At 52.6% G+C, this 19,094-nt stretch carries 17 protein-coding genes; 6 read left to right on the top strand and 11 right to left on the bottom strand.

Features of this window, described 5'->3' with window-relative positions:
• The 9 genes from AYI87_RS11330 to AYI87_RS11290 form a co-directional block, all read right to left on the bottom strand.
• A partial coding sequence (locus tag AYI87_RS11330) for a transposase (protein ID WP_144202171.1) occupies positions 1 to 257 on the bottom strand: 257 nt, incomplete at its 3' end.
• Positions 258 to 547: 290 nt separating this feature from the next.
• A complete protein-coding gene (locus AYI87_RS11325; RefSeq protein ID WP_144202169.1) occupies positions 548 to 1,336 on the bottom strand; it encodes an FRG domain-containing protein in 789 nt (262 codons plus the stop codon).
• A gap of 480 nt (positions 1,337 to 1,816) precedes the next feature.
• Positions 1,817 to 2,335, bottom strand: a complete 519-nt coding sequence (locus tag AYI87_RS11320; protein ID WP_144202167.1) for a DUF4823 domain-containing protein — start codon at positions 2,333 to 2,335, stop codon at positions 1,817 to 1,819.
• A 613-nt stretch (positions 2,336 to 2,948) separates the two neighbouring features.
• A complete protein-coding gene (locus AYI87_RS11315) occupies positions 2,949 to 3,332 on the bottom strand; it encodes a hypothetical protein (RefSeq protein ID WP_144202165.1) in 384 nt (127 codons plus the stop codon).
• 364 nt (positions 3,333 to 3,696) lie between these two features.
• Positions 3,697 to 4,053: a cytochrome c3 family protein gene (locus AYI87_RS11310; protein ID WP_144202163.1), complete on the bottom strand. Its 357-nt coding sequence runs from the start codon at positions 4,051 to 4,053 to the stop codon at positions 3,697 to 3,699.
• A gap of 66 nt (positions 4,054 to 4,119) precedes the next feature.
• Complete coding sequence (locus tag AYI87_RS11305) at positions 4,120 to 5,787, bottom strand: FAD-binding protein (protein ID WP_144202161.1); 1,668 nt, start codon at positions 5,785 to 5,787, stop codon at positions 4,120 to 4,122.
• A gap of 578 nt (positions 5,788 to 6,365) precedes the next feature.
• On the bottom strand, positions 6,366 to 7,082 hold the full coding sequence (locus AYI87_RS11300) for a 23S rRNA pseudouridine(2604) synthase RluF (RefSeq protein ID WP_144202159.1): 717 nt from the start codon (positions 7,080 to 7,082) through the stop codon (positions 6,366 to 6,368).
• Between the two features lie 8 nt (positions 7,083 to 7,090).
• Positions 7,091 to 7,792: a DUF998 domain-containing protein gene (locus tag AYI87_RS11295; protein ID WP_041406726.1), complete on the bottom strand. Its 702-nt coding sequence runs from the start codon at positions 7,790 to 7,792 to the stop codon at positions 7,091 to 7,093.
• A gap of 230 nt (positions 7,793 to 8,022) precedes the next feature.
• Complete coding sequence (locus tag AYI87_RS11290; RefSeq protein WP_144202157.1) at positions 8,023 to 9,354, bottom strand: Na+/H+ antiporter NhaC family protein; 1,332 nt, start codon at positions 9,352 to 9,354, stop codon at positions 8,023 to 8,025.
• Between the two features lie 355 nt (positions 9,355 to 9,709).
• On the opposite strand from AYI87_RS11290, the gene AYI87_RS11285 reads away from it, so the two are divergent.
• Entirely contained in the window at positions 9,710 to 10,234 is a 525-nt protein-coding gene (locus AYI87_RS11285; RefSeq protein WP_144202155.1) for a DUF3087 family protein, read from the top strand.
• 50 nt (positions 10,235 to 10,284) lie between these two features.
• On the opposite strand, the gene AYI87_RS11280 is transcribed toward AYI87_RS11285, so the two are convergent.
• Positions 10,285 to 11,001, bottom strand: coding sequence for a FadR/GntR family transcriptional regulator (locus AYI87_RS11280; RefSeq protein WP_260865127.1), 717 nt, complete (start codon positions 10,999 to 11,001; stop codon positions 10,285 to 10,287).
• A gap of 408 nt (positions 11,002 to 11,409) precedes the next feature.
• Between AYI87_RS11280 and AYI87_RS11275 the strand changes: the two genes are divergently transcribed.
• Complete coding sequence (locus AYI87_RS11275; RefSeq protein ID WP_144202151.1) at positions 11,410 to 12,639, top strand: OprD family outer membrane porin; 1,230 nt, start codon at positions 11,410 to 11,412, stop codon at positions 12,637 to 12,639.
• Positions 12,640 to 12,847: 208 nt separating this feature from the next.
• Here AYI87_RS11275 and AYI87_RS11270 read toward each other — a convergent pair whose 3' ends face one another.
• Positions 12,848 to 13,810, bottom strand: coding sequence for a LysR family transcriptional regulator (locus AYI87_RS11270; RefSeq protein WP_144202149.1), 963 nt, complete (start codon positions 13,808 to 13,810; stop codon positions 12,848 to 12,850).
• A 147-nt stretch (positions 13,811 to 13,957) separates the two neighbouring features.
• On the opposite strand from AYI87_RS11270, the gene AYI87_RS11265 reads away from it, so the two are divergent.
• The 4 genes from AYI87_RS11265 to AYI87_RS11250 all read left to right on the top strand — a co-directional run bounded on the left by AYI87_RS11265 (position 13,958) and on the right by AYI87_RS11250 (position 19,076).
• Complete coding sequence (locus AYI87_RS11265; RefSeq protein ID WP_144202147.1) at positions 13,958 to 15,415, top strand: NAD-dependent succinate-semialdehyde dehydrogenase; 1,458 nt, start codon at positions 13,958 to 13,960, stop codon at positions 15,413 to 15,415.
• A 49-nt stretch (positions 15,416 to 15,464) separates the two neighbouring features.
• Positions 15,465 to 16,745, top strand: coding sequence for a 4-aminobutyrate--2-oxoglutarate transaminase (gene gabT, locus AYI87_RS11260; RefSeq protein WP_144202145.1), 1,281 nt, complete (start codon positions 15,465 to 15,467; stop codon positions 16,743 to 16,745).
• A 227-nt stretch (positions 16,746 to 16,972) separates the two neighbouring features.
• Positions 16,973 to 17,737 carry a prolipoprotein diacylglyceryl transferase gene (lgt, locus tag AYI87_RS11255; RefSeq protein ID WP_409928971.1) on the top strand — a complete coding sequence of 255 codons (765 nt, stop codon included), beginning with the start codon at positions 16,973 to 16,975 and terminating at the stop codon, positions 17,735 to 17,737.
• Positions 17,738 to 17,885: 148 nt separating this feature from the next.
• Positions 17,886 to 19,076 (top strand): potassium/proton antiporter, encoded by a 1,191-nt coding sequence (locus AYI87_RS11250; RefSeq protein WP_144202141.1) that lies wholly within the window; start codon positions 17,886 to 17,888, stop codon positions 19,074 to 19,076.
• The last annotated feature ends 18 nt before the right edge of the window (positions 19,077 to 19,094 follow it).

Raw genomic sequence — 19,094 nt, 5'->3', positions numbered from 1 at the left:
TTACCTTTGACAAAAGGCTTCACATGCTGAGGGGGAATTAACCTTACTTGATAACCTTGAGCTTTTAAGCTTCTTCCCCAGTAATTTGACCCGCTACAAGCCTCCATAGCTATGATTACATCAGGGTATTGGGCTAAAAACGCCATAAGTTGATGTCGACGAAGTGCACGATTAAATACAGATTTACAAGCCTGATTCACACCACAAACTTGGAAGACATTTTTTGCCAAATCGATACCAATTAGAGTAACTTTCATAGTGGACACCTTTTGTTGATATTGAACTCGCAAATTCAATATGGCGCTTTTGACGCCGACTTTACAAGAGGTGTCCATCTCATCATCCATGGATGCTCTGCGAAATCATCCCTGATTTCGAAGGCCAAAAGCATGTTTACACCGAATTATCCATCTCTTCAATTTGACCGTATTGGCGCAATCCAAAAATCAAAAGCTCATTTATCTTTGGATAGTAATGAGATCGATACTTAGCGTTAACTCATCAGATTCGAATGAATGTTCAATCGAGAGAAGCACCTTGTTTGGAATTAGTATTTGCCAATTACCAGATGCTTGTTAGTGTAATCAGATGCACCACCCAGGTCTGGAAATAAAGTCGAATCGTTTATATTCATCCGGTTTAAATAACGAAGGCAATCTTGAATTCCTGTAGTGGGCATCTGAATTTTTATCATGGTCATTTCACCTCCTTTATACGTGTTGTATTTTTGTACCCATGTTTCGAGATCCATATTATTGGGTCCACGTGTGAATAATCCCCTCTGACTCACCAGTCTGCTATTTTCGTCAGTGAGAGGTTTGACTACTTTGACTGTAGGTTTTCGCTTGTTGACCAATTCTACATATCGATCATCTTCGATAGCGGCATTAAACTTTCTGGCAGAGTCTTGAAAAAAAGCGAAGACGGCCAAATTGTTTGTTTTTAATCTTTGTGCACTAGAAGCTGCAAAGAATAGAGCCACAAATGGTGATTCAGTCCAATCAAGCAAAGGAGTATGAAGACCATGATGTTGCCCTAACGCCCACCAATCATTTTCATCTTCTATAAGTGGTGGATTAGGTCCTCTTCTTCCTCTGACCTCGTACATGAACTTTTCTAGATGCGCAGCCCTTTTGGGTGAAGTGGGACTCTTTATAATCCGGTCTAATGTGGGCTCCAGTTTCCACGAGGCATCTGCGTGACCACGAAACACGTAACTAGTGTGATCAAGCAATTCTTGGTTTATATAGTCGGAAAAATACTTCCATGAGCTAAGCCGACATATAGCCACGCCTCTGTCAGTTGATTCTAGATTCCATCTTGGTTTTCGTCCCATGAGTGATAACTCCTACTGATCCTCAATGTTTTATTAGTGTGCATACGCGTTTATTTTATTACAATTGTGAAATTTCACACTTAACTAATTGTATTTAAAAGAGCTTATCAATTGTCTATCAAATGCACCATATAGAAATCGCGCAAAATTTTGCTCTTTTTCCTAGAAATCGGTGTTTTCGAAGTATCCTTGTAAAAGCTGTATGGTGGTTAGAAGAGGAAAAAGCAGGACACCCAAATTATCGTCTTAGGAGTTACTAAACACCGCCAAATCGAAGAGACGTTGGATACCGAGTGTAGATACGCCGGTGACCTTCGGTTTCAGGGATGAAACCGCAGAGCGGCCAGGGATGGCGCACAGCGTGTCACAGGCGTATCTGCACAACCCCCGCCGGGCAGGCGTTAGATAACAATGAAGGTTAGCCCTTCAAATACCTACTAAATAATCATTCAGCCTGATACTCGAGCATAAGCCCACAGCCTATTTGTATAGGCTACTCACAAATTCATTGGTGGGCTCAGGTAAGAGATCCTGCGGATGATCGCCGCCGAAACTTGCCCATTTACTCTTGCCTGTGTATGACGCATTGGCGATCTCTTGCTTGGTCTGTGCATCCAAGACGATAAGCTGAATCTCTATGGTGTCTGGTATCCCTGACCATTCTGTTGCCCTGTCTTCCCAGTGAAGAATGACAGGTTTGACGAAGTAACCAAACTGATTGGCATCGAGCTGTTTTAGGCAGTCATCATCCAGGCAATTGGCCGCGATACTGACCTTACTTGTGTATTTGGAGAAGGCGCTTCGGACAGCATTGGCCGTCATTCGGCCTGAGTTACGATATTCCTGGTTGCCATACCAGCCATCTTTGGGCATGGCGATTAATACGCCTTTGGCGGGATCTAACTTGGCAATGGGGGCCTGTAGCGCCGAGTGTTGATAGGTCGAGCTACAAGCTGTGAGTAATAATGCAGAGGTAAGAAGTGTTATCTTTTTTATCATCGCAGAGCCTTATTCAATTAACCCATTAAACGCCAAATTAGCCTAGCTGGATTCTATGCCTGAGTCCATGAACTACATCACTAACAAATACCTCATCAAGAAACAAAGACAAAGACCTCATAGATACCAGTAAAGCCAAATCGAAGAGATGTTGGATACCGAGTGTAGATACGCCGGTGACCTTCGTTTTCAGGGCCGAAAATGTTCCTGACATTTTTCGGCATTCCCTACATCCATGTAGGTCAGATGATTTCGCAGAGCAGCCAGGGCCAAATATGTTCCTGACATTTTTCCGCATTCCCTCCATCCTTGGAGGTTAGATGGCGTACAGCGTGTCGCAGGCGTATCTGCATATACGTTGTTCTTTCATATCTGACTCATAGGGATATGGAGAATGTCGGCCTGATGCAGGGAGCATCACTGACCATGTGATCACGACATTGGTACCTTCATGTACTGCACCCGCCGGGCAGGCGTTAGCTAGCCATGAAGGTTCGACCTTCAATCACCAACCCAATACACATTAAGCCGGAAGCTACTCTAGCGACTATCCACCCAACTAAGCCCCCCAACAAAGGCCCCCCAACAAAGCCCCCCTTAAGCAGGCTAGTGCTTAAGAAAAATGTTCCCATCGTTTCTTGGTGGTCACGAAGACGAGCACGCCGCCGAGCAGCCCAGTCAATGAGCCCATAACGCCTATGCCGATATAGAGGTTGATGACAAATCCGATGGCGATGACGCAGTAGAATCCATATACGCCTAGCTTCTGCCATCGCCAGATCATGGCGGCCAGGACGACATTCACCAGGCTCATTAGTCCGAGAAAATAGAGTATGCCGGTGCTGGCGCTGGGGTAGATCTCTGTGATGGCTTGTGGATTGGCGAAGTAGGTGATGGCGGTCAGTGGATTGGCGATAAACATCAGGACTAAGAAGGCGCTTAGCCAAAATCCGCGCTGCTTCTCTGTGATCTGTTCGCTCGTTTCTGTCGATGTCATGTAACCCCCTAGTGAGTTTTATTCTTATATCGTTTTCTCGCGCAATAATCACTATAGCGCTGGCTTATGACAGGGAATGTGACCTGTCACCAATCCAGGGGATTTAACTGGGATATGGCTAGTATGGTGATGGGCAGCTGGTGAATTGCAGGCAACTGGCTGCCAAGCGAAAGTTGATAGAGCGCACTTTGATAAAACACACTTTGATAAAGCGCGTGTCTTGATAAAAGGCGCGTCACTCACCCGGTCTTAAGGGATAGGGGAAGATGATGGGGGGGGGGTGAGTGGCTCGCCTTTTTCCAGGGGAAAACCACCTCTTAACGAGGTGGTTTTGTTTACAGAGATGCTTGTTTAACCCAGCCTGCTAGGGCACCACGAAATCGAATCGATTGTGGCAGCCGGTGCAATAGTTCTCAGATTTCTGGTGAACCTTGTGGCAGTTAGTACAATCCGTTTCTGTATCGAAGTGGCGATTCTTATGGGGATTGGTCGGTTTGAAGTTCTCCGTTTTCTTCGCCAGTTTCTGGGTGTTGTGGCACTTGACGCACTTCATCATGGTCACGGCCTGACGAGGCTCGGCCTTGCCGTGACAGCTCGCACACTTAATGCCGGCTTCTAGGTGGGTCTGATCCAGTAGTGGCAATTCTTTGGCAAATGTTGCGTTGGCAAATAAGCTCAAGGCAACGGCTAGTATCATATTGATTAATTTTACGTTTTTCATTTTCTATTCCATTCTATCATTTGCAAGATGGCCCTATGCTCGGGCATCCGTAATAGATTCAGCCTGTTATAACTTGGCGACGTGTCTGCCGGTCAAGTAACCGAAGGTGTAGCAACGACCCAATGAGAGGCCAAACACTGTCAATGGATAGTCGACCCCGCCGTAGAAGCCACCGCCCATGTTACCGACGATGAACAGGCCACCGATTGGCTTACCATCTGCATCCAATGCCTGATGATTCGCATCAACCAGTACACCAGAGGTGATAGCCGAGATACGCATGCGGCGGTGAATACCGTAGAAAGGCGCTTTCAGTACAGGAGCCATCTTGCTTGGCGCCTTGCCGAAGTCGTCATCTTTACCTGTCTTGCATAGCTCGTTGTAACGGTTAACGTTTTTAACGAAAGTCTTAGGATCACAACCGAGTTTCTCTGCCAACTCTTCTAGCGTGTCAGCGACAAAGGTATTGATTTGAGATGGGTAAACGCCTTTCTTTTCGCCTTCAACTTCTGGCATGTAATGCTTTAACTCTTCAGGCGTGTATGCACGTCCTGGCCAGTCTTTTGACTGCTCCATGTAGTTAGAGTCGAAGATTTGGTTGTAACGACCTTGGTTAACTTCATCACGTAGGTAGTTGTTCATTAATGACATTTCTACCTGCTCGTTAACGAAGCGCTCACCTTTACCGTTAACCACCAGGAATGGCATATCACACATTGCCGCCGGACCCGCGTCGAAGTCGTGAAGCATCTTAGTGTGACCCGCAGGCTCGATCACGCCGCCCGCCCAGTAGGCCATGGCGAAACCGTCGCCGGTACGGTCCATCTGCTTGCGTTCGAAGTTCTTGAGATCTGGGATAAAGAAGTCGCACATCGCCTTATTGTTCTGGTAGTCGCCGGCAGAAAGAATGACACCTTTCTTCGCCATAAACTTGTGGTACTTACCATCGCGGTTTTGCGCGATAACGCCGATCACTTTGCCGGTTTCATCTTGGATCAGCTGTTGTGCAGGGGTGTTGAAGAAAAACTTAACACCGGCTTTTTCAGCGGTTTTCGCCAGGGCACGCATACCGTCGCCCGCGGTGTATGGCTTAGGACCGAAGTATGAAGTGACGAATTCCAGCGAGTGCTCAGTAATGCCATGAATACCGTGTTGTGGCTTAGTGCCTTGGTCTACACCCTTAGCCCCACCTTTGTTGGCGCGGTCAAGTACCCACTTCACCGCTTCACCTGAGTTATAAGCCCAGCTTCTGATGAGTTCAGGGTGACTGCGGTGAGCGTTATCCGCCATTAGACGGTTAACCAGGGCTTCAACACCGGCTTTGTCACACTTCTTAAGGTCTAGGCCTGAACCTGTGTTGCCTTGAGAAACGACTATGGCTTGCTTTTGCAGCACGGCAACGCTAGCACCATTCTCTCTGGCTGAAAGTGCGGCGGGTACGCCCGATGCGCCGGCACCAACCACCACCACATCGAAGGTCTGGGTCGAGGCGATCTCGCTGTCGGCGATTGGCTTGGGCTTAGGCATAAATTCCAGCGAGGCATTGCCTATCTGTGCGTATTCTTGGCCAGGCGCCTCTGAGGCGCTTGCCGTGCCGGCGATACCCGCGAAGGCTAACCCGCCCGTGCCCATGGCGGCGCGGGTCAGAAAGCTCCGGCGTGAGATGCCATGTTGCAGGACATTGGCTGTGTATTGGTCAATTTCTTTCGATTTCTGTGGATACTCTTTACTCATCTCATACTCCTTTGATGCCTTTGTCTTGCGCGCTTTGACTGGCTAGGGAAAGGCACCAGACTGGGTTTTGCCCCATGATATTTATTTTTTTAACTCAAATTAGCGGCAAACTTGGGAAACCAAATTTAAACTCCGCCTTTTAAATGTATGATATATGACAATTGGTCGAAAGCCTTAAAGGTGACATCTTTGCTGTGCTTCACAAAACGGTGTGATTTTGAGCGCCACTATACAGATAGTTAACTTATTGCAATAAAAACAGTTGGTTATTTTTTGGTTGTGAGCAGAGGGATAGTGCGAGTGGTTAAGTGGATGCTGCAAGCTGGTGCGCTAACCATTACTTTAGCTGTTGCTTAAATTTTGAGCGGGCTTGGGTTTAGGCTTAGATTTGGGCTTGGGTTTGGGCTCTGGCTCGGCTTTGGTGAAAGGTGAGAGGTGAGAGGTGAGAGGTGAGAGGTGAGATGGGGATTAGGCGAGAGGAGCTTAGATGAAGTGCTGGCTAACAGGAGGCTGACTACATTGCGCTGGCATTCGGCTAAGGGTTAGCTAAGAGTTAGCCAAGAGTTGGCTATAGGCGGTTAGGCAAGATCGCGCCAAAGCCCGTCTAATTGGGCCTGGGTTAGCGGTCGCATCTCGCCTTCTGGCAGATCGCCCAGGGTTAAGGATTCGATGGCGACGCGTTTAAGGTCTATTACCTTGTGGCCAAGGGCCTGACTCATGCGGCGGATCTGGCGGTTGAGCCCCTGGGTGAGGACAATCTCGAAGCTGTCTGGGCTTAGGCGTGTCACCTGACAGGGCAGTGTGGTGACATCCTTATAGCTGACCTCTGCTGCCATCTTAACCACAAAATCATCATCGAAGGGCCTGTCTAGCCTGACATGGTAGCGTTTGTGGTGGGCAAAATTGGGGTGCATCAGGCGCTGGGTCAGCTCGCCATCGTTAGTGAGTAGTAGTAGCCCCCTGGAGTCTTTATCCAGCCGGCCCACGGGGTAGAGTCGCGGCTGCTGTGGCAGCAGATGGATCAGGCTGGTTGTATCCTCTGCCAGCAGGCGGCAGTCTGTCCCAACCGCCTTGTTGAATATCCAGTAGGCCTTGTCGGCGATAGGGGGCAGAGGCTCGCCATCGACACAGACGCTGAGCGATGCCTGTGTGCCTGCGGGCGTCTCTATCAACTCGATGCTGTCAGTGTGTTTGGCGAGCCGATCGTCCAGGCTGACTCGCCCGTCGCGGATCAGTCTCGATGCGGCGCGGCGCGAGCAGAGTCCAGTTAAGGCCAGGTACTGGGCGAGGCGCATCGACGCGCCTAGCCGTGGGCCGAGACTTGGCTGATCAGGTTGTCCTGATAGCTGTGTCTGGCGAGCTTCTTGATGGTGAGCGCCAGGGTGACACACCAGATCATCACCAGATTGGTCTGGGCCCACATGGCAAAGGCGACGCCGCAAATAGAGCCGTCGTGGTGGCTGCAGGGCGCGAAGTCGAGTATCCCCCAATCTACCATGAGGGCCAGGCTGCTGGCGGCCGTCAGGCCCAGGGCGCTGACGATAAACAGCGGCGTCGAACAGATTGCCTTATGGTTGACCCTGGCCGAGAGGGTCAGGAAATAGAGGATGATGGTGGCGATCAGGAAGATGGTGGAAAACAGCCTGTGCTCTTTGAGGTAGTTGATGGGGTAGATGCCGATGAGGATGATGGTCACCCCCACCACAAAGCCAGCGAAGGCGATATAGTTGCCAAAGTGCCCCAGCTTGAGCTGCAACAGGCCGTACATGGCCAGCAGTATGCAAGAGCCTGCCAGGATAAGTCCCATGTTGAAGATATAGGCCAGGGGGGAGTCCACATAGTTGCCTAGCAGATCCGGCCGCTGGTTAAAGGCTTCTAGTCCCATCACCTGGAACTTGGCGAACAGGGAGATAGAGATGCCCAGGGCAGAGATGAGCGCACCGGTCAGAATGGTGAAGACCACCATGCGTTGCAGGTCATAGTTTATGGGTTGGTGTAGGGCCATAGCGATGCCATTTATTGTTATTTTTTGAATATAAAAAAGGAGTACATTTTTGGTACTCCTTTCGTTTCGACGCATGGCTAATTTCAGTAAATGCTTAACCTAATTCACTGCGTCGCAATTATATCCCTATGGCATTAGTTTAAGTGAAAACCCCCATAGAGTGGAACTGTTAAGGTGAGGATTGTCACAAATTGATCCGTGCGCCCATGATCAGGGCGCACAAATTCAGCTTAGTGACGCTTGCGCAGTACCACTATGGCGATGGCGACTATGGCGAGGATCATGCAGTACCAGGCGTGGGCAACCGCCTGCAGCGGGCTGATGCTGAAGGTGGAGGCGATCAGCAGCGCCTGGGCACCGTAAGGGATCAAGCCCTGAATGATACAGGAGAAGATATCCAAGATACTGGCGGCGCGCTTAGGGGTAACCTCATGCTTCTCGGCCAGATCTTTGGCGATATCGCCGGTCACCACGATAGACACGGTATTGTTGGCCACACAGGTGTTGGTCAGGGCGACTATGCCTGCCATGCCCAGCTCAGAGGCGCGGGTCGAGGCCTCGCCCTTGGCGCTGGAGAAGCGGACGATCAGCTTCTCAATCTGCTTGCTCACAAATGCCAGTCCACCCTGTTGCTGCATCAGGGCCGCCAGGCCGCCGACCAGCATGGAGAGGATGAAGATCTCCTGCATGTTGCTAAAGCCGGCATAGATATCCTTACCAAATTGGATCAGGCCGTAGTCCAGGGTGGCAAAGCCGGTGATGCCTGCCAGCAAGATGCCCACGGTCAGCACCACGAACACGTTTAGCCCGGCGACCGCCAGTACCAAGATGGTGAGGTAGGGGACAACCTTAAGAAAATCTATCTGCTGCGGCGCCACATCGGCCTGGCCTTGAGCGGCCAGGGTGAACACCACCAGGGTGATCAGCGAGGCGGGAATGGCGAAGATCAGGTTTTCTCTGAACTTGTCTTTCATCTCACAGCCCTGGGTGCGGGTCGCGGCGATGGTGGTGTCAGAGATGATCGACAGGTTGTCACCAAAGAGGGCACCTGAGATCACTGCCCCGGCCATCAGCGCCAGATCGATCTGTGCCTCTTCGGCCACGCCCAGTGCGATGGGAGCAACCGCGGCTATGGTGCCCATAGAGGTACCCATGGCGGTAGCGATGAAGGCAGCGATCACGAAGAAACCGGGTAGCAGCAGGTTAGAGGGCACAAGCGACAGGCCCAGCGCCACGGTAGCATCTACGCCGCCAGTGGCCTTGGCCACAGAGGCAAAGGCACCTGCTAGCAGATAGATGAGACACATGGCGATGATGTTGGAGTGGCCTATGCCGCCGATGAAGGTCTCTATGCTCTGGTTCAGCTTCTCTTTCGAGATCAGCAGCGCCAGTATGATGGCGGGCAGGATGGCGACCACGCTCGGCAGCTGATAGAAGGCAAAGTCGACGCCCTGGCTTTGGAAATAGACGCCGGCACCGATAAACAGGGCCAGAAACAGGAATAGTGGCAGCAGGGCGATAAACGATGCCTTGGGGGCCGTGGTTTGTGTTGGTGTTGTCAAAACGCTCTCTCTTCTCGCTAAACGTCCCCGTGGAGACGTGTCATTAAAACTGGATGCTCGTTCCCTTGCCCTCCTAGCTGGAACCTCTCGCTTTTTTGCGAAATGGGACATCTCAATAGGTGAGAGGATATGAGATCGAAAGACGTCTGTCAATTTAGACGTCTAGATGTTTTTACTGCTAAATGTTTGGTTGCTGTTAAATCCTCTGACAAGCCTGTTAACATCTTGAAGTAACAATTTATTAACTTGCCTAGCTTAAGCCGAGAGATCAAATTTTTTATCGTGTTAAAACTGTCACTTAACTTATTACTCATGCTAGGCTTGCTTAGGCTAAAACGGATTGGAAATCGAAAAAATGATGTTAGTCGAGGTGGATAAGGCGCGTTATCGCCAGCATTTAAATCGGGTGATCGCGGTGTTTATCGCCAGCTTGGCTTTGCTGTCTCTGGTATCTGGGCAGCTGTTGATCGCCCTGTTTGGCAATCAGGAGGTGGTCAGCGGCGAGTCGACCGGCAACCTGCACCTGAATTTCTTCGGCGTGTTGATAGGCTTTGCCGTCTGCGCCTTGGGGCTCTACCAACAGCGCCACAAAGCATACTTTCGCGAGATCTATTATGTGTCGAGGCTCAAGGCGCTGCAGAACCGCATCTACCGCAAGTTTAAGCAGATTAAGCAGGCGGGCGAGCGCAACGACATCGACGCCCTCTCCATACAGGTGTTCTATTTCAGCAGCCAGAAACTGGTTTATCTGCTGGATGACAACACATTGACCCTGAGCCAGGTCGATAAGGAGCTAGAGGCGGTTAAGGCGCGCATCGCCGAGCTTGGGCTTAATATCGGCCCTGAGGATTTCGACGAGTCGCTGCTGGAGAAGTTTTAGCGTTAGGCTGGCGTCTTCGGTAAAGACGCCATAACTGTTCAAACCATTGGCTAGCGGCTGTTGCGGTATTCCTCTTCGATTCCCGCTAACAGGCCGATAAACTCGGTGAGATGGCTACGCATCGCCTCTTCGGCCGCTTTTTCATCGCCGGCGATGACGGCATCTACGATAGAGTTATGCAGGCCCGCCGGGTGTATCTTGTCGGTATCGGGCTGAAATTGCTGGACGATAGAGGCAACCAGTTGGATCAGTGATTTGTCTATCGCCATCAGGAAACGGTTCTGGCACATGTCGGCCAACAGATAATGGACTCGGCTACGCAGAAATACCGTTTCTGGGTAGGCCAGGCTGTCGCTCTCATGGGCATTGGCTTCACGCAGCTGAGTGGCCTGCTCTTGGGTACAGTATTTTGCGGCGAGGCCGGCCACTATCGGCTCGATGGCCAATCTTGCCTGGCAGATCTCGCTAAACGACATCTGGCCGAGAAAGAAGAGATCCTTACAGTCGTTGCTTAGGCGCTCGAAGGTGAGGGCTTTTACAAAGGCGCCGCCGGTGGCTCCCTGTTTGATCTCTACCAGATCTTTCGCTTCAAGACTCTTGATCGCTTCGCGCACCACGGTGCGGCTCACCTGGAAACTTTCGATCAGTTCCCGCTCTGAGGGTAATTTATCGCCGACACTAAACTTGCCTTGGAAAATGGCTTGTTTGAGCTGATTAGACACCTCTTCAGAGGCCTTGACCTGTTTGATTGGCTGAAAAGTGTTCAAGATAAATTCCATAAAATTAAGTGGATGAAAATTATATCATAGCTAGTCATCTTCTGAGTAGTTCATGCTGAATTACCACTATTTCCCCTAGCAGCCCCGGCCGCAAAAATTCAATAGTCGCGTTAGCAATTTTTAACAATTGATTATCACAAAAGTGACCCTTTCCCCACTTTACATAAATCCGTGAGCGACTGTTCATATCTCAATCGATGCAATATACCGCCAAATTTAAATGTCGTACATTTAACGTATAACGTTAAATTGTTGGCGTTATGTAATCGAGTGTCACCGAAGGGACAAGGGTGACCTCAGGCTTGGTGTTGCTGCGCAGCGACGAATAACGACAAAAGAATGATTCTCTCAAAGGTCTGCTTGATGTCGGACTTATTCGAGAGACAGGGAAATAAGATGATGAAAAAAAACTATTTATCGCTATTGGTGATGTCAGCTATTGCGCTACCGGCTGCCGCTGACACCAGTTTAGATCAGATGTTCAGTCAAGGCAGCTTGCGGGGCGAGTTGAGACTCTTCGACTTTACCCGTGATTTCGACGGAGACACCAATACCAAGCACGATACCTCGCTGGGTGGACTCTTCTATTACAACACTGCCGCCGTCAATGGCATCAGCATAGGCACCAGCTTTGCTTCGGCCAACTCCTTGTGGACCAATGACTCGGATAGCTTCTATGGCCTGGTGGGACCGAATCACGAGAACGTGAATCGCCTGCAGGAGTATTTCATCCAGGGCGAGTGGTGGAACACCAAGTTTAAATATGGTGCGCAAGAGCTGCGTACCCCTATGATGAACCCCCATGATATCCGCGCCATTCCCCGCACCTTCCGTGGCTTTACCGCCTATAACAATAGCGTCGATAATCTCACCCTCTCGGCCCTCTATATCACTGACTCCATGGGGTGGTTCGACAATCAATTTGTGACAGTGGCAGAGGCTGTCGCCGGTGAGGTGAGACGCACGACAGGTCAGGTCGTCGAAGTCGCCGATAACCCTGTCTATGCCCTGGGCGGCAAATACAAGTTGCAGTTCGATGGCGTGAAAGGCGCTGCCGATCTCTGGCACTACCGCATGGAAGATGTCTTCAATCAGACCTTTGTGAAACTGAATCTGTCGATGAATGTCGGGGATGCCAACCTCTATGTCACCCCCTCTTATCTAACCCAGCAATCCTCTGGTAAGGAGACCGCCGGCGAGTTGGATACCTATCAGTATGGCGCGCACCTCGGCCTAAAATATGCCGGAGTAAACCTCACCTATATGTATGCCAAGACAGGGGATGATAACGTGTTGACCCCTTGGGGTGATGACAAGGTGGTGATCCTGCAGGTCAATCAATCGGCCCGTGCCAACGAGACGGTCAATGCCCTGAGAGTGGCCTACGACTTCGATAAGCTGGGGGCAAAAGGGCTGAGCGCTTACGTCTTCTATGGTGATTTCGATGTGCCTGAGACTTCGGGCAGTGACTTTAGCGAAACCAACTTCTCGGTCAGCTATTCACTGGATAGTTTGATGAAAGGTTTAAGTGTGCGGGCGAGACACGCCATTGTGGATTATGACAATGGAGAGGATCTGACCGATACCCGTTTCTATATCAAGTATAAGTTTACCCTGGGTATTTAATGGGTTAACCAAAACGTAAAGCGAGTCCTGGCCCTGCGTCTTACGCTCCCTGCACCATTTGAGGCGTGGGGCCCTTTATCAAATTGTTTGTGCTTGCGCGGCCGGGATGGCCGCTGATTATATTTAATGTTTGATTAGATATTGCTTTTGATGTCGCTGTTGATGGTCATAGGACATCTTGGCTGCGGTCTATGCCTTAGGCGGCTACCTAAGGTGTGGCCGCGGCCTTTTTTGATTCACTGCCCGGCTCCAGGCCAAACACTTCGTTGAAGGCATGGGTCAGCAGCTCTACCTTGGCGCTCTCACGCGCCGACTGCTTGACTACCATGGAGAGGTTGAACTGGTAACAGGCCTCATCCCCGTGAATGATCTTGATCTCCTGCTGTTTCAGTTCCTCCTGTATGTAGCTAAGGGGCAGGTAACCTATGTAGCAACCCGATAGAATTAAGGTTTTACGAGTATCAAACTGATACGCCTTGGCCGACAGGTTGAGGCGTTTGAGCTGCTCTCTGCCCTCGGGGTCGATATCGACGCCTGGGTGGATAGAGGGGGTCTTGGCCAGCATCTCGGCGCTGATCTCCTCGTCGCTCAGATGAAAATAGGGATGTTTGGCACTGCAACACAGGTAGATGGGCTCGCTGAAGATGGTTTGATAGTTTAAGCCCTGGATCTGTTGATAGCTGGGCAAGAGGCCGACGTGGGCCTTGTCCTGTAGCAGCGACTTCTCAATCTGGTGCAGCGCCTCGCCATCAAGAATAAGGTGTAGCTGGGGCTGGCGTTGGTGTATGTAGGCGATCACCTGGGCCAGTTTCTGCTGCATGCCGTAGTCCAGCTGATCGGCGCAGAGGATCACCAGTTCGCCGATCAACTCTTCCCCCAAGTTGTTAACAAACATCGAGAAATCGTTGAGGGAATCGAATAGTTCGATGCAGGCGTGATACACGGCCTGGCCCGCCTCCGTGAGTGCAAATCCGCCCCGTCCCCGGCTACACAGCTTAAGCTTCATTCGACTCTCAAGGTTCGACATGTGCACGCTGATAGTGGAGCGGGTGACCCCGAGTTCATTCTCTGCGGCGGCGAAGCCAGCATTCTCGACCACGGTGCGAAAGATGCGCAGTAATCTGAGATCGTATTCGGTGATCGCCTTAGGGATGATGGACTGTTTGCTCATTAGTTTTATAGGCTTCAAACTTTTTGTTGAATATTTGGTATTTAACCCGAGTTAGTTTTGCTATTCAATAGAGAAATTAGCGCGCCCGTCTTGATTCAAGCTCTGGCGTAGCCCTTTAGATTCAAACTATTTATGCAGGGAACTGTTATGCAGGGAATTAAAGACACTCAGTTAATCAAACTTTCCTCCTATATCGATGGCAGATGGACGGCGGGCGAGCAGCGCTTCGACGTGGTGAATCCGGCCAGCCAGCAGGTAATTGCCCAGGTGGTTGATGCCAGTCTCGAGGATACCCAGGAGGCCATATTAGCCGCCAAGCGGGCACTGCCGGAGTGGTCTAAGCGTTCGGCCAACGAGCGCGCCGCCCTGATGCGTAAATGGTTCAACCTGATGATGGAGCACCAGGAAGATCTGGGCCGCTTGCTGACCCTGGAGCAGGGCAAGCCGCTGGCCGAGGCCAAGGGGGAGATCGCCTATGGCGCCGCCTTTATCGACTGGTTTGCCGAGGAGGGCAAGCGTGTCTACGGCGACACTATTCCGGCACCGGCCAACGACAAGCGTATTCTGGTGATCAAGCAGCCAGTGGGCGTGGTGGCCTCTATCACCCCCTGGAACTTCCCCAATGCCATGATCGCCCGTAAGGCGGCGGCTGCGCTGGCTGCCGGTTGCACCTTCGTGGCGCGCCCCTCACCGCTGACGCCGCTGTCGGCACTGGCGATGGCCGAGCTGGCCGAGCGCGCCGGTATTCCTGCCGGGGTGTTCAACATAGTGGTGGGCGAAGATGCCGTGGGCATGGGCAAGGTGCTGACCCAGCATCCGGACGTGGCCAAGTTTACCTTCACCGGCTCTACCGCCGTGGGCAAGATTTTGCTGGCCCAATGCGCGACCAGCGTGAAGAAGGTTTCGATGGAGCTGGGGGGCAATGCGCCCTTTATCGTGTTCGACGATGCCGATATCGATGCCGCGGTGCAGGGCGCCCTGATCTCAAAGTATCGCAACGCCGGACAAACCTGTGTCTGCACCAACCGTATTTTCGTGCAGAAGGGGGTCGCCGCGGCCTTTACCGAAAAATTTACTGCCGCCGTGGCCAATCTCAAGCTCGGCGATGGCCTGGGCGATGGGGTGACCGTCGGCCCTATGATCTCCAAAGATGCAGTGAAAAACGTGCTTAAGCTGGTGGATGACACTGTGGCAAGCGGTGCCAAGCTGGTGACCGGCGGTCAGCCTAGCGAGTTGGGCGAGAGCTTCCTGGCACCCGTGATTGTCACAGATGTGACCAACGAGATGCCGCTGGCCCGCAACGAGATCTTCGGTCCCGTCACCCCTATCATCAGCTTCGATAGCGAGGCTGAGGCGCTGGCCATGGCCAACGATACCGAGTATGGCCTGGCCGCCTATTTCTACGCCCGGGATATCGGCCGCATCTTCCGCGTCGCCGAGGGGCTGCAGTATGGCATGGTGGGCGTCAACGAGGGGATCATCTCCAACGCCGCCGCACCTTTTGGCGGGGTGAAGCAGTCGGGCAACGGCCGTGAAGGTTCCAAGTATGGCCTGGACGATTATCTGGAAATTAAATACCTGTGCCTCGGTGGCCTAGATAAATAGTGGCTTGGATAAATAGTGGCTTGGATAAATAGAAGTAAGGATAGAGACGATGAGCAACGCAGAATTACAGGCGCGTAAGGTACAGGCGATCGCCAGGGGACAGGGTAACGCCTATCCCGTCTATGTGGAGCGGGCGTTAAACGCCGAGCTCTGGGATGTCGAGGGCAAGCGCTACATCGACTTCGGCACAGGCATCGCCGTGTGTAACACTGGCCATAGCCATCCCAAGGTGGTGGCGGCGGTGAAGGCGCAGCTGGATAACTTTAGCCACACCTGTGTGATGGTGAACCCTTATGAGTCGGCGGTAGCCCTGGCGGAGCAGCTTAATCGCATTGCCCCCGGCGGTAGCGACAAGAAGGCTATCTTCGTGACCACGGGCGCCGAGGCGGTGGAAAACTGCGTCAAGATCGCCAGGGCCCACACAGGGCGTCGCGGCGTGATCGCCTTCAACGGTGGCTTCCATGGCCGCACCAACCTGACCATGGCGCTGACGGGTAAGATCACTCCCTATAAGCATCAGTTTGGACCCTTCGCCGGGGATATCTTCCACGCGCCCTATCCTGTGGCCTTCCATGGCGTGAGCGTGAAAGACTCCCTCAAGGCGATCGAGCATCTGTTTAAGGTGGATATCGCTCCTTGTGATGTGGCTGCGATCGTGGTCGAGCCTGTGCAGGGTGAGGGCGGTTTCTACGCCGCGCCGCCAGAGTTCTTACAGGCGCTCAGGGCGCTGTGTGACCAGCATGGTATCGTGCTGGTGATGGATGAGATCCAGACTGGTTTCGGTCGCACTGGCAAGATGTTCAGCTGCGAACACGCGGGTGTCGAGCCGGATCTGATGACCATGGCTAAGGGGATCGCCGGTGGCTTCCCACTCGCCGCCGTGGTGGGTAAGAGTGAGATCATGGACGCGCCGCTGCCGGGCGGCCTTGGCGGCACCTATGGTGGCTCACCCGTGGGCTGCGTGGCGGCGCTGGCGGTGCTAGAGGTGATGCAAGAGGAGCAGCTGGTGGAGCGCGCCGCTAAGATAGGCGACATCTTCAATCAGGCGCTCTCTGCCCTCAGGGAGCTGTATCCACAGCTGATTGGCGAGGTGCGCAATCAAGGCGCCATGATCGCCATGGAGCTGGTGATCGACGGTGACAGTGACCAGCCCAACACGGCATTGACCCAGGCGATCATCGCTAACGCCGCGTCCCATGGCCTGGTGCTGCTGGCCTGTGGCTTCTATGGCAACGTGATCCGCTTCCTGCCGGCGTTGACCATCAGCGATGAGATCATGGCCGAGGGGCTGGCCAAGTTTAAGACGCTGTTCGAGAGCCTAGTGGACTAAATCGTGCTTGTTTGCGAGCTGGGGACTAAATCCCCCGGGTTTGCGAACCATCGCCAAAAGCCTGGGAGATTTCTTCCGGGCTTTTTTGTATCTGCATGTTGAAAATCGCCACAAGACCTTGAATAACCAAGTCGAAGCGCGTAAAACTGCCTGTCAGCAGCGTTATTCACCAGGCCAATTGGCCTCAGGCGAGGGAGTTTAGGTTTTTGGATCACTTTATTTGGAATATGGACCCAGTGTTGGTCTCTTTCATGGGGCTGACGATACATTGGTATGGCGTCCTGTTTGCTAGCGCGATCTTCGCGGGCTTTCAGGTGATGAAACGCATCTATGTGCGCGAAGGCCTGGATGTGGAGTCACTGGATAACCTCTTGATCTACTGTGTTATCGGCATAGTGGTGGGGGCGCGTCTGGCCCATGTGTTGTTTTACGATCCCAGTTATTACTTCGCGCACCCGGCTAAGATTCTGGCGATCTGGGAAGGCGGCCTGGCCAGCCATGGCGGCGGCCTGGGGGCGATCCTGGCGCTCTACTATTACCATCGCAAGATGAAGCTACCTTTCCTCTTCCTGCTGGATCGGCTGGCGATCGCCACGGCCATCTTCGGCTTCTTCGTGCGTATGGCCAACTTCGTCAACTCGGAGATCCTTGGCGTGCCGAGCGACAAGCCCTGGGCAATAGTGTTCGAGCGGGTGGACATGTTGCCGCGCCATCCGGCCCAGCTGTATGAGGCGCTGGCCTACCTGAGCATCTTCATCGCCCTTTGGGTTATCTACAAGACCACAGAGATGAAGCAGAAGCAGGGCGCCCTGTTCGGCCTCTTCCTGGTGTGGGTGTTCAGTGCCCGTTTTGCCATAGAGTTCGTCAAGGTGAAGCAGGCGGCCTACGCCCAGGACTGGACCATGAGCGCCGGTCAGATGCTGAGTATTCCTTTCTTGCTGGTGGGGGTCTTCCTGCTGGTGAAGCCCTATCTGGCATCCAAGACCAAATAGCGATAAGCAAGCCCGACTCAGCTCGGGCTTTTTTTCAATTAAAAACAGTTAATCAATCATTTAACTCATCTCCAATTAATAGATCCTCTGCTAAAATTGGGGGGCAAATCTCATTGTCCCAGCCTATTCATCTGCCAGAAGGAGACCTATGTCCTACCAGGTTATCTTGTTAGGGATCGCCGCGCTGATCGCCGTGGGGATCCTGTTGCATCACCCCTCAAAGACCCTGGGGTTGCCCAGTCTGTTGATCTTTATGGGCGTGGGCCTGAGCCTGGGCAATGGCGAGTTTAATTTTGTCTACGATAACCTCACCCTGACCTCCACGGTCGGAGCGGTCGCCCTCAACATGATCGTCTTCGTCGGCGGCATTAATACCAAGACGGAGAGCATTAAGCTGGCCTACAAGGAGGGCGGGGTGCTGGCAACCTTTGGGGTGCTGCTGACCACGCTTATTCTGGGGGCGCTCCTCTATCCGTTGACCGACTGGAGCCTAGTGATCTGCCTGCTGTTTGCCGCCGTGGTCTCCTCGACCGATGCGGCGGCCGTGTTCTCGATTCTGGAGTCGAAGAAGCTCAAGCTCAAGGAGCGCACGGATACCGTGCTGGAGTTCGAGTCGGCCACCAACGACCCGGTCGCCCTGGTGATGGTGATGATACTCACAGGTATCGCTTTGGCGCCGGATGCGCCGGTATCGGCCTGGGCAATAGGCCAGATGCTAGGCTTGCAGATCGCCTTAGGGATAGGCGTCGCCTTCGTGGTGGCCAGGCTGGCGGTGTGGGCGCTGAACAGCATACATCTGGAGGAATATGGCCTGATCCCCGTATTTGTGCTCGCCAGTTTTGTGCTGGCGGCCTATGGCAGCGAGCTGGCCGGCGGCAATATCCTGATCGCCTCCTATGTGTGTGGTGTGGTGATGGGCAACGGCATACGCCGGGGCGTGGAGGTGACGCGGCATTTCTTTAACAGCCTCTCCTGGCTGGCGCAGTCGCTGATGTTCATCATACTCGGGCTGCAGATCTTCCCCCAGACCCTGTTTAGTGTGTTCTTCCTGTCGCTTATTCCGGCGGCGCTACTGATGCTGGTTGCCCGCCCCTTGGCGGTGCAGATCTGTTACCTGCCGTTTCGTCAGGCGAGCTGGAAGAAGCGGCTGTTTATCTCCTCCATAGGTCTCAAGGGGGCGACCCCTATCGTCTTCTCGCTGATCCCGGCGGCGGCCGGTGTCGAGGGGGCAGTGGAGATGGTGCATCTGGTGTTTTTCATCGTGCTCTTCTCCATCCTGTTGCAGGGGGCGGCCATAGAGCCGCTGGCCAAGCGGCTTGGGCTCAATAGCGACAGCTAAGGGCTAGTGCTTAACTCA

It is taken from the genome of Shewanella sp. KCT (assembly GCF_007636505.1).
Lineage (GTDB): Bacteria > Pseudomonadota > Gammaproteobacteria > Enterobacterales > Shewanellaceae > Shewanella > Shewanella halotolerans.
Note: the sequence above shows the minus strand (reverse complement) of the source record. Positions and strands in the feature narration are given on the sequence as shown.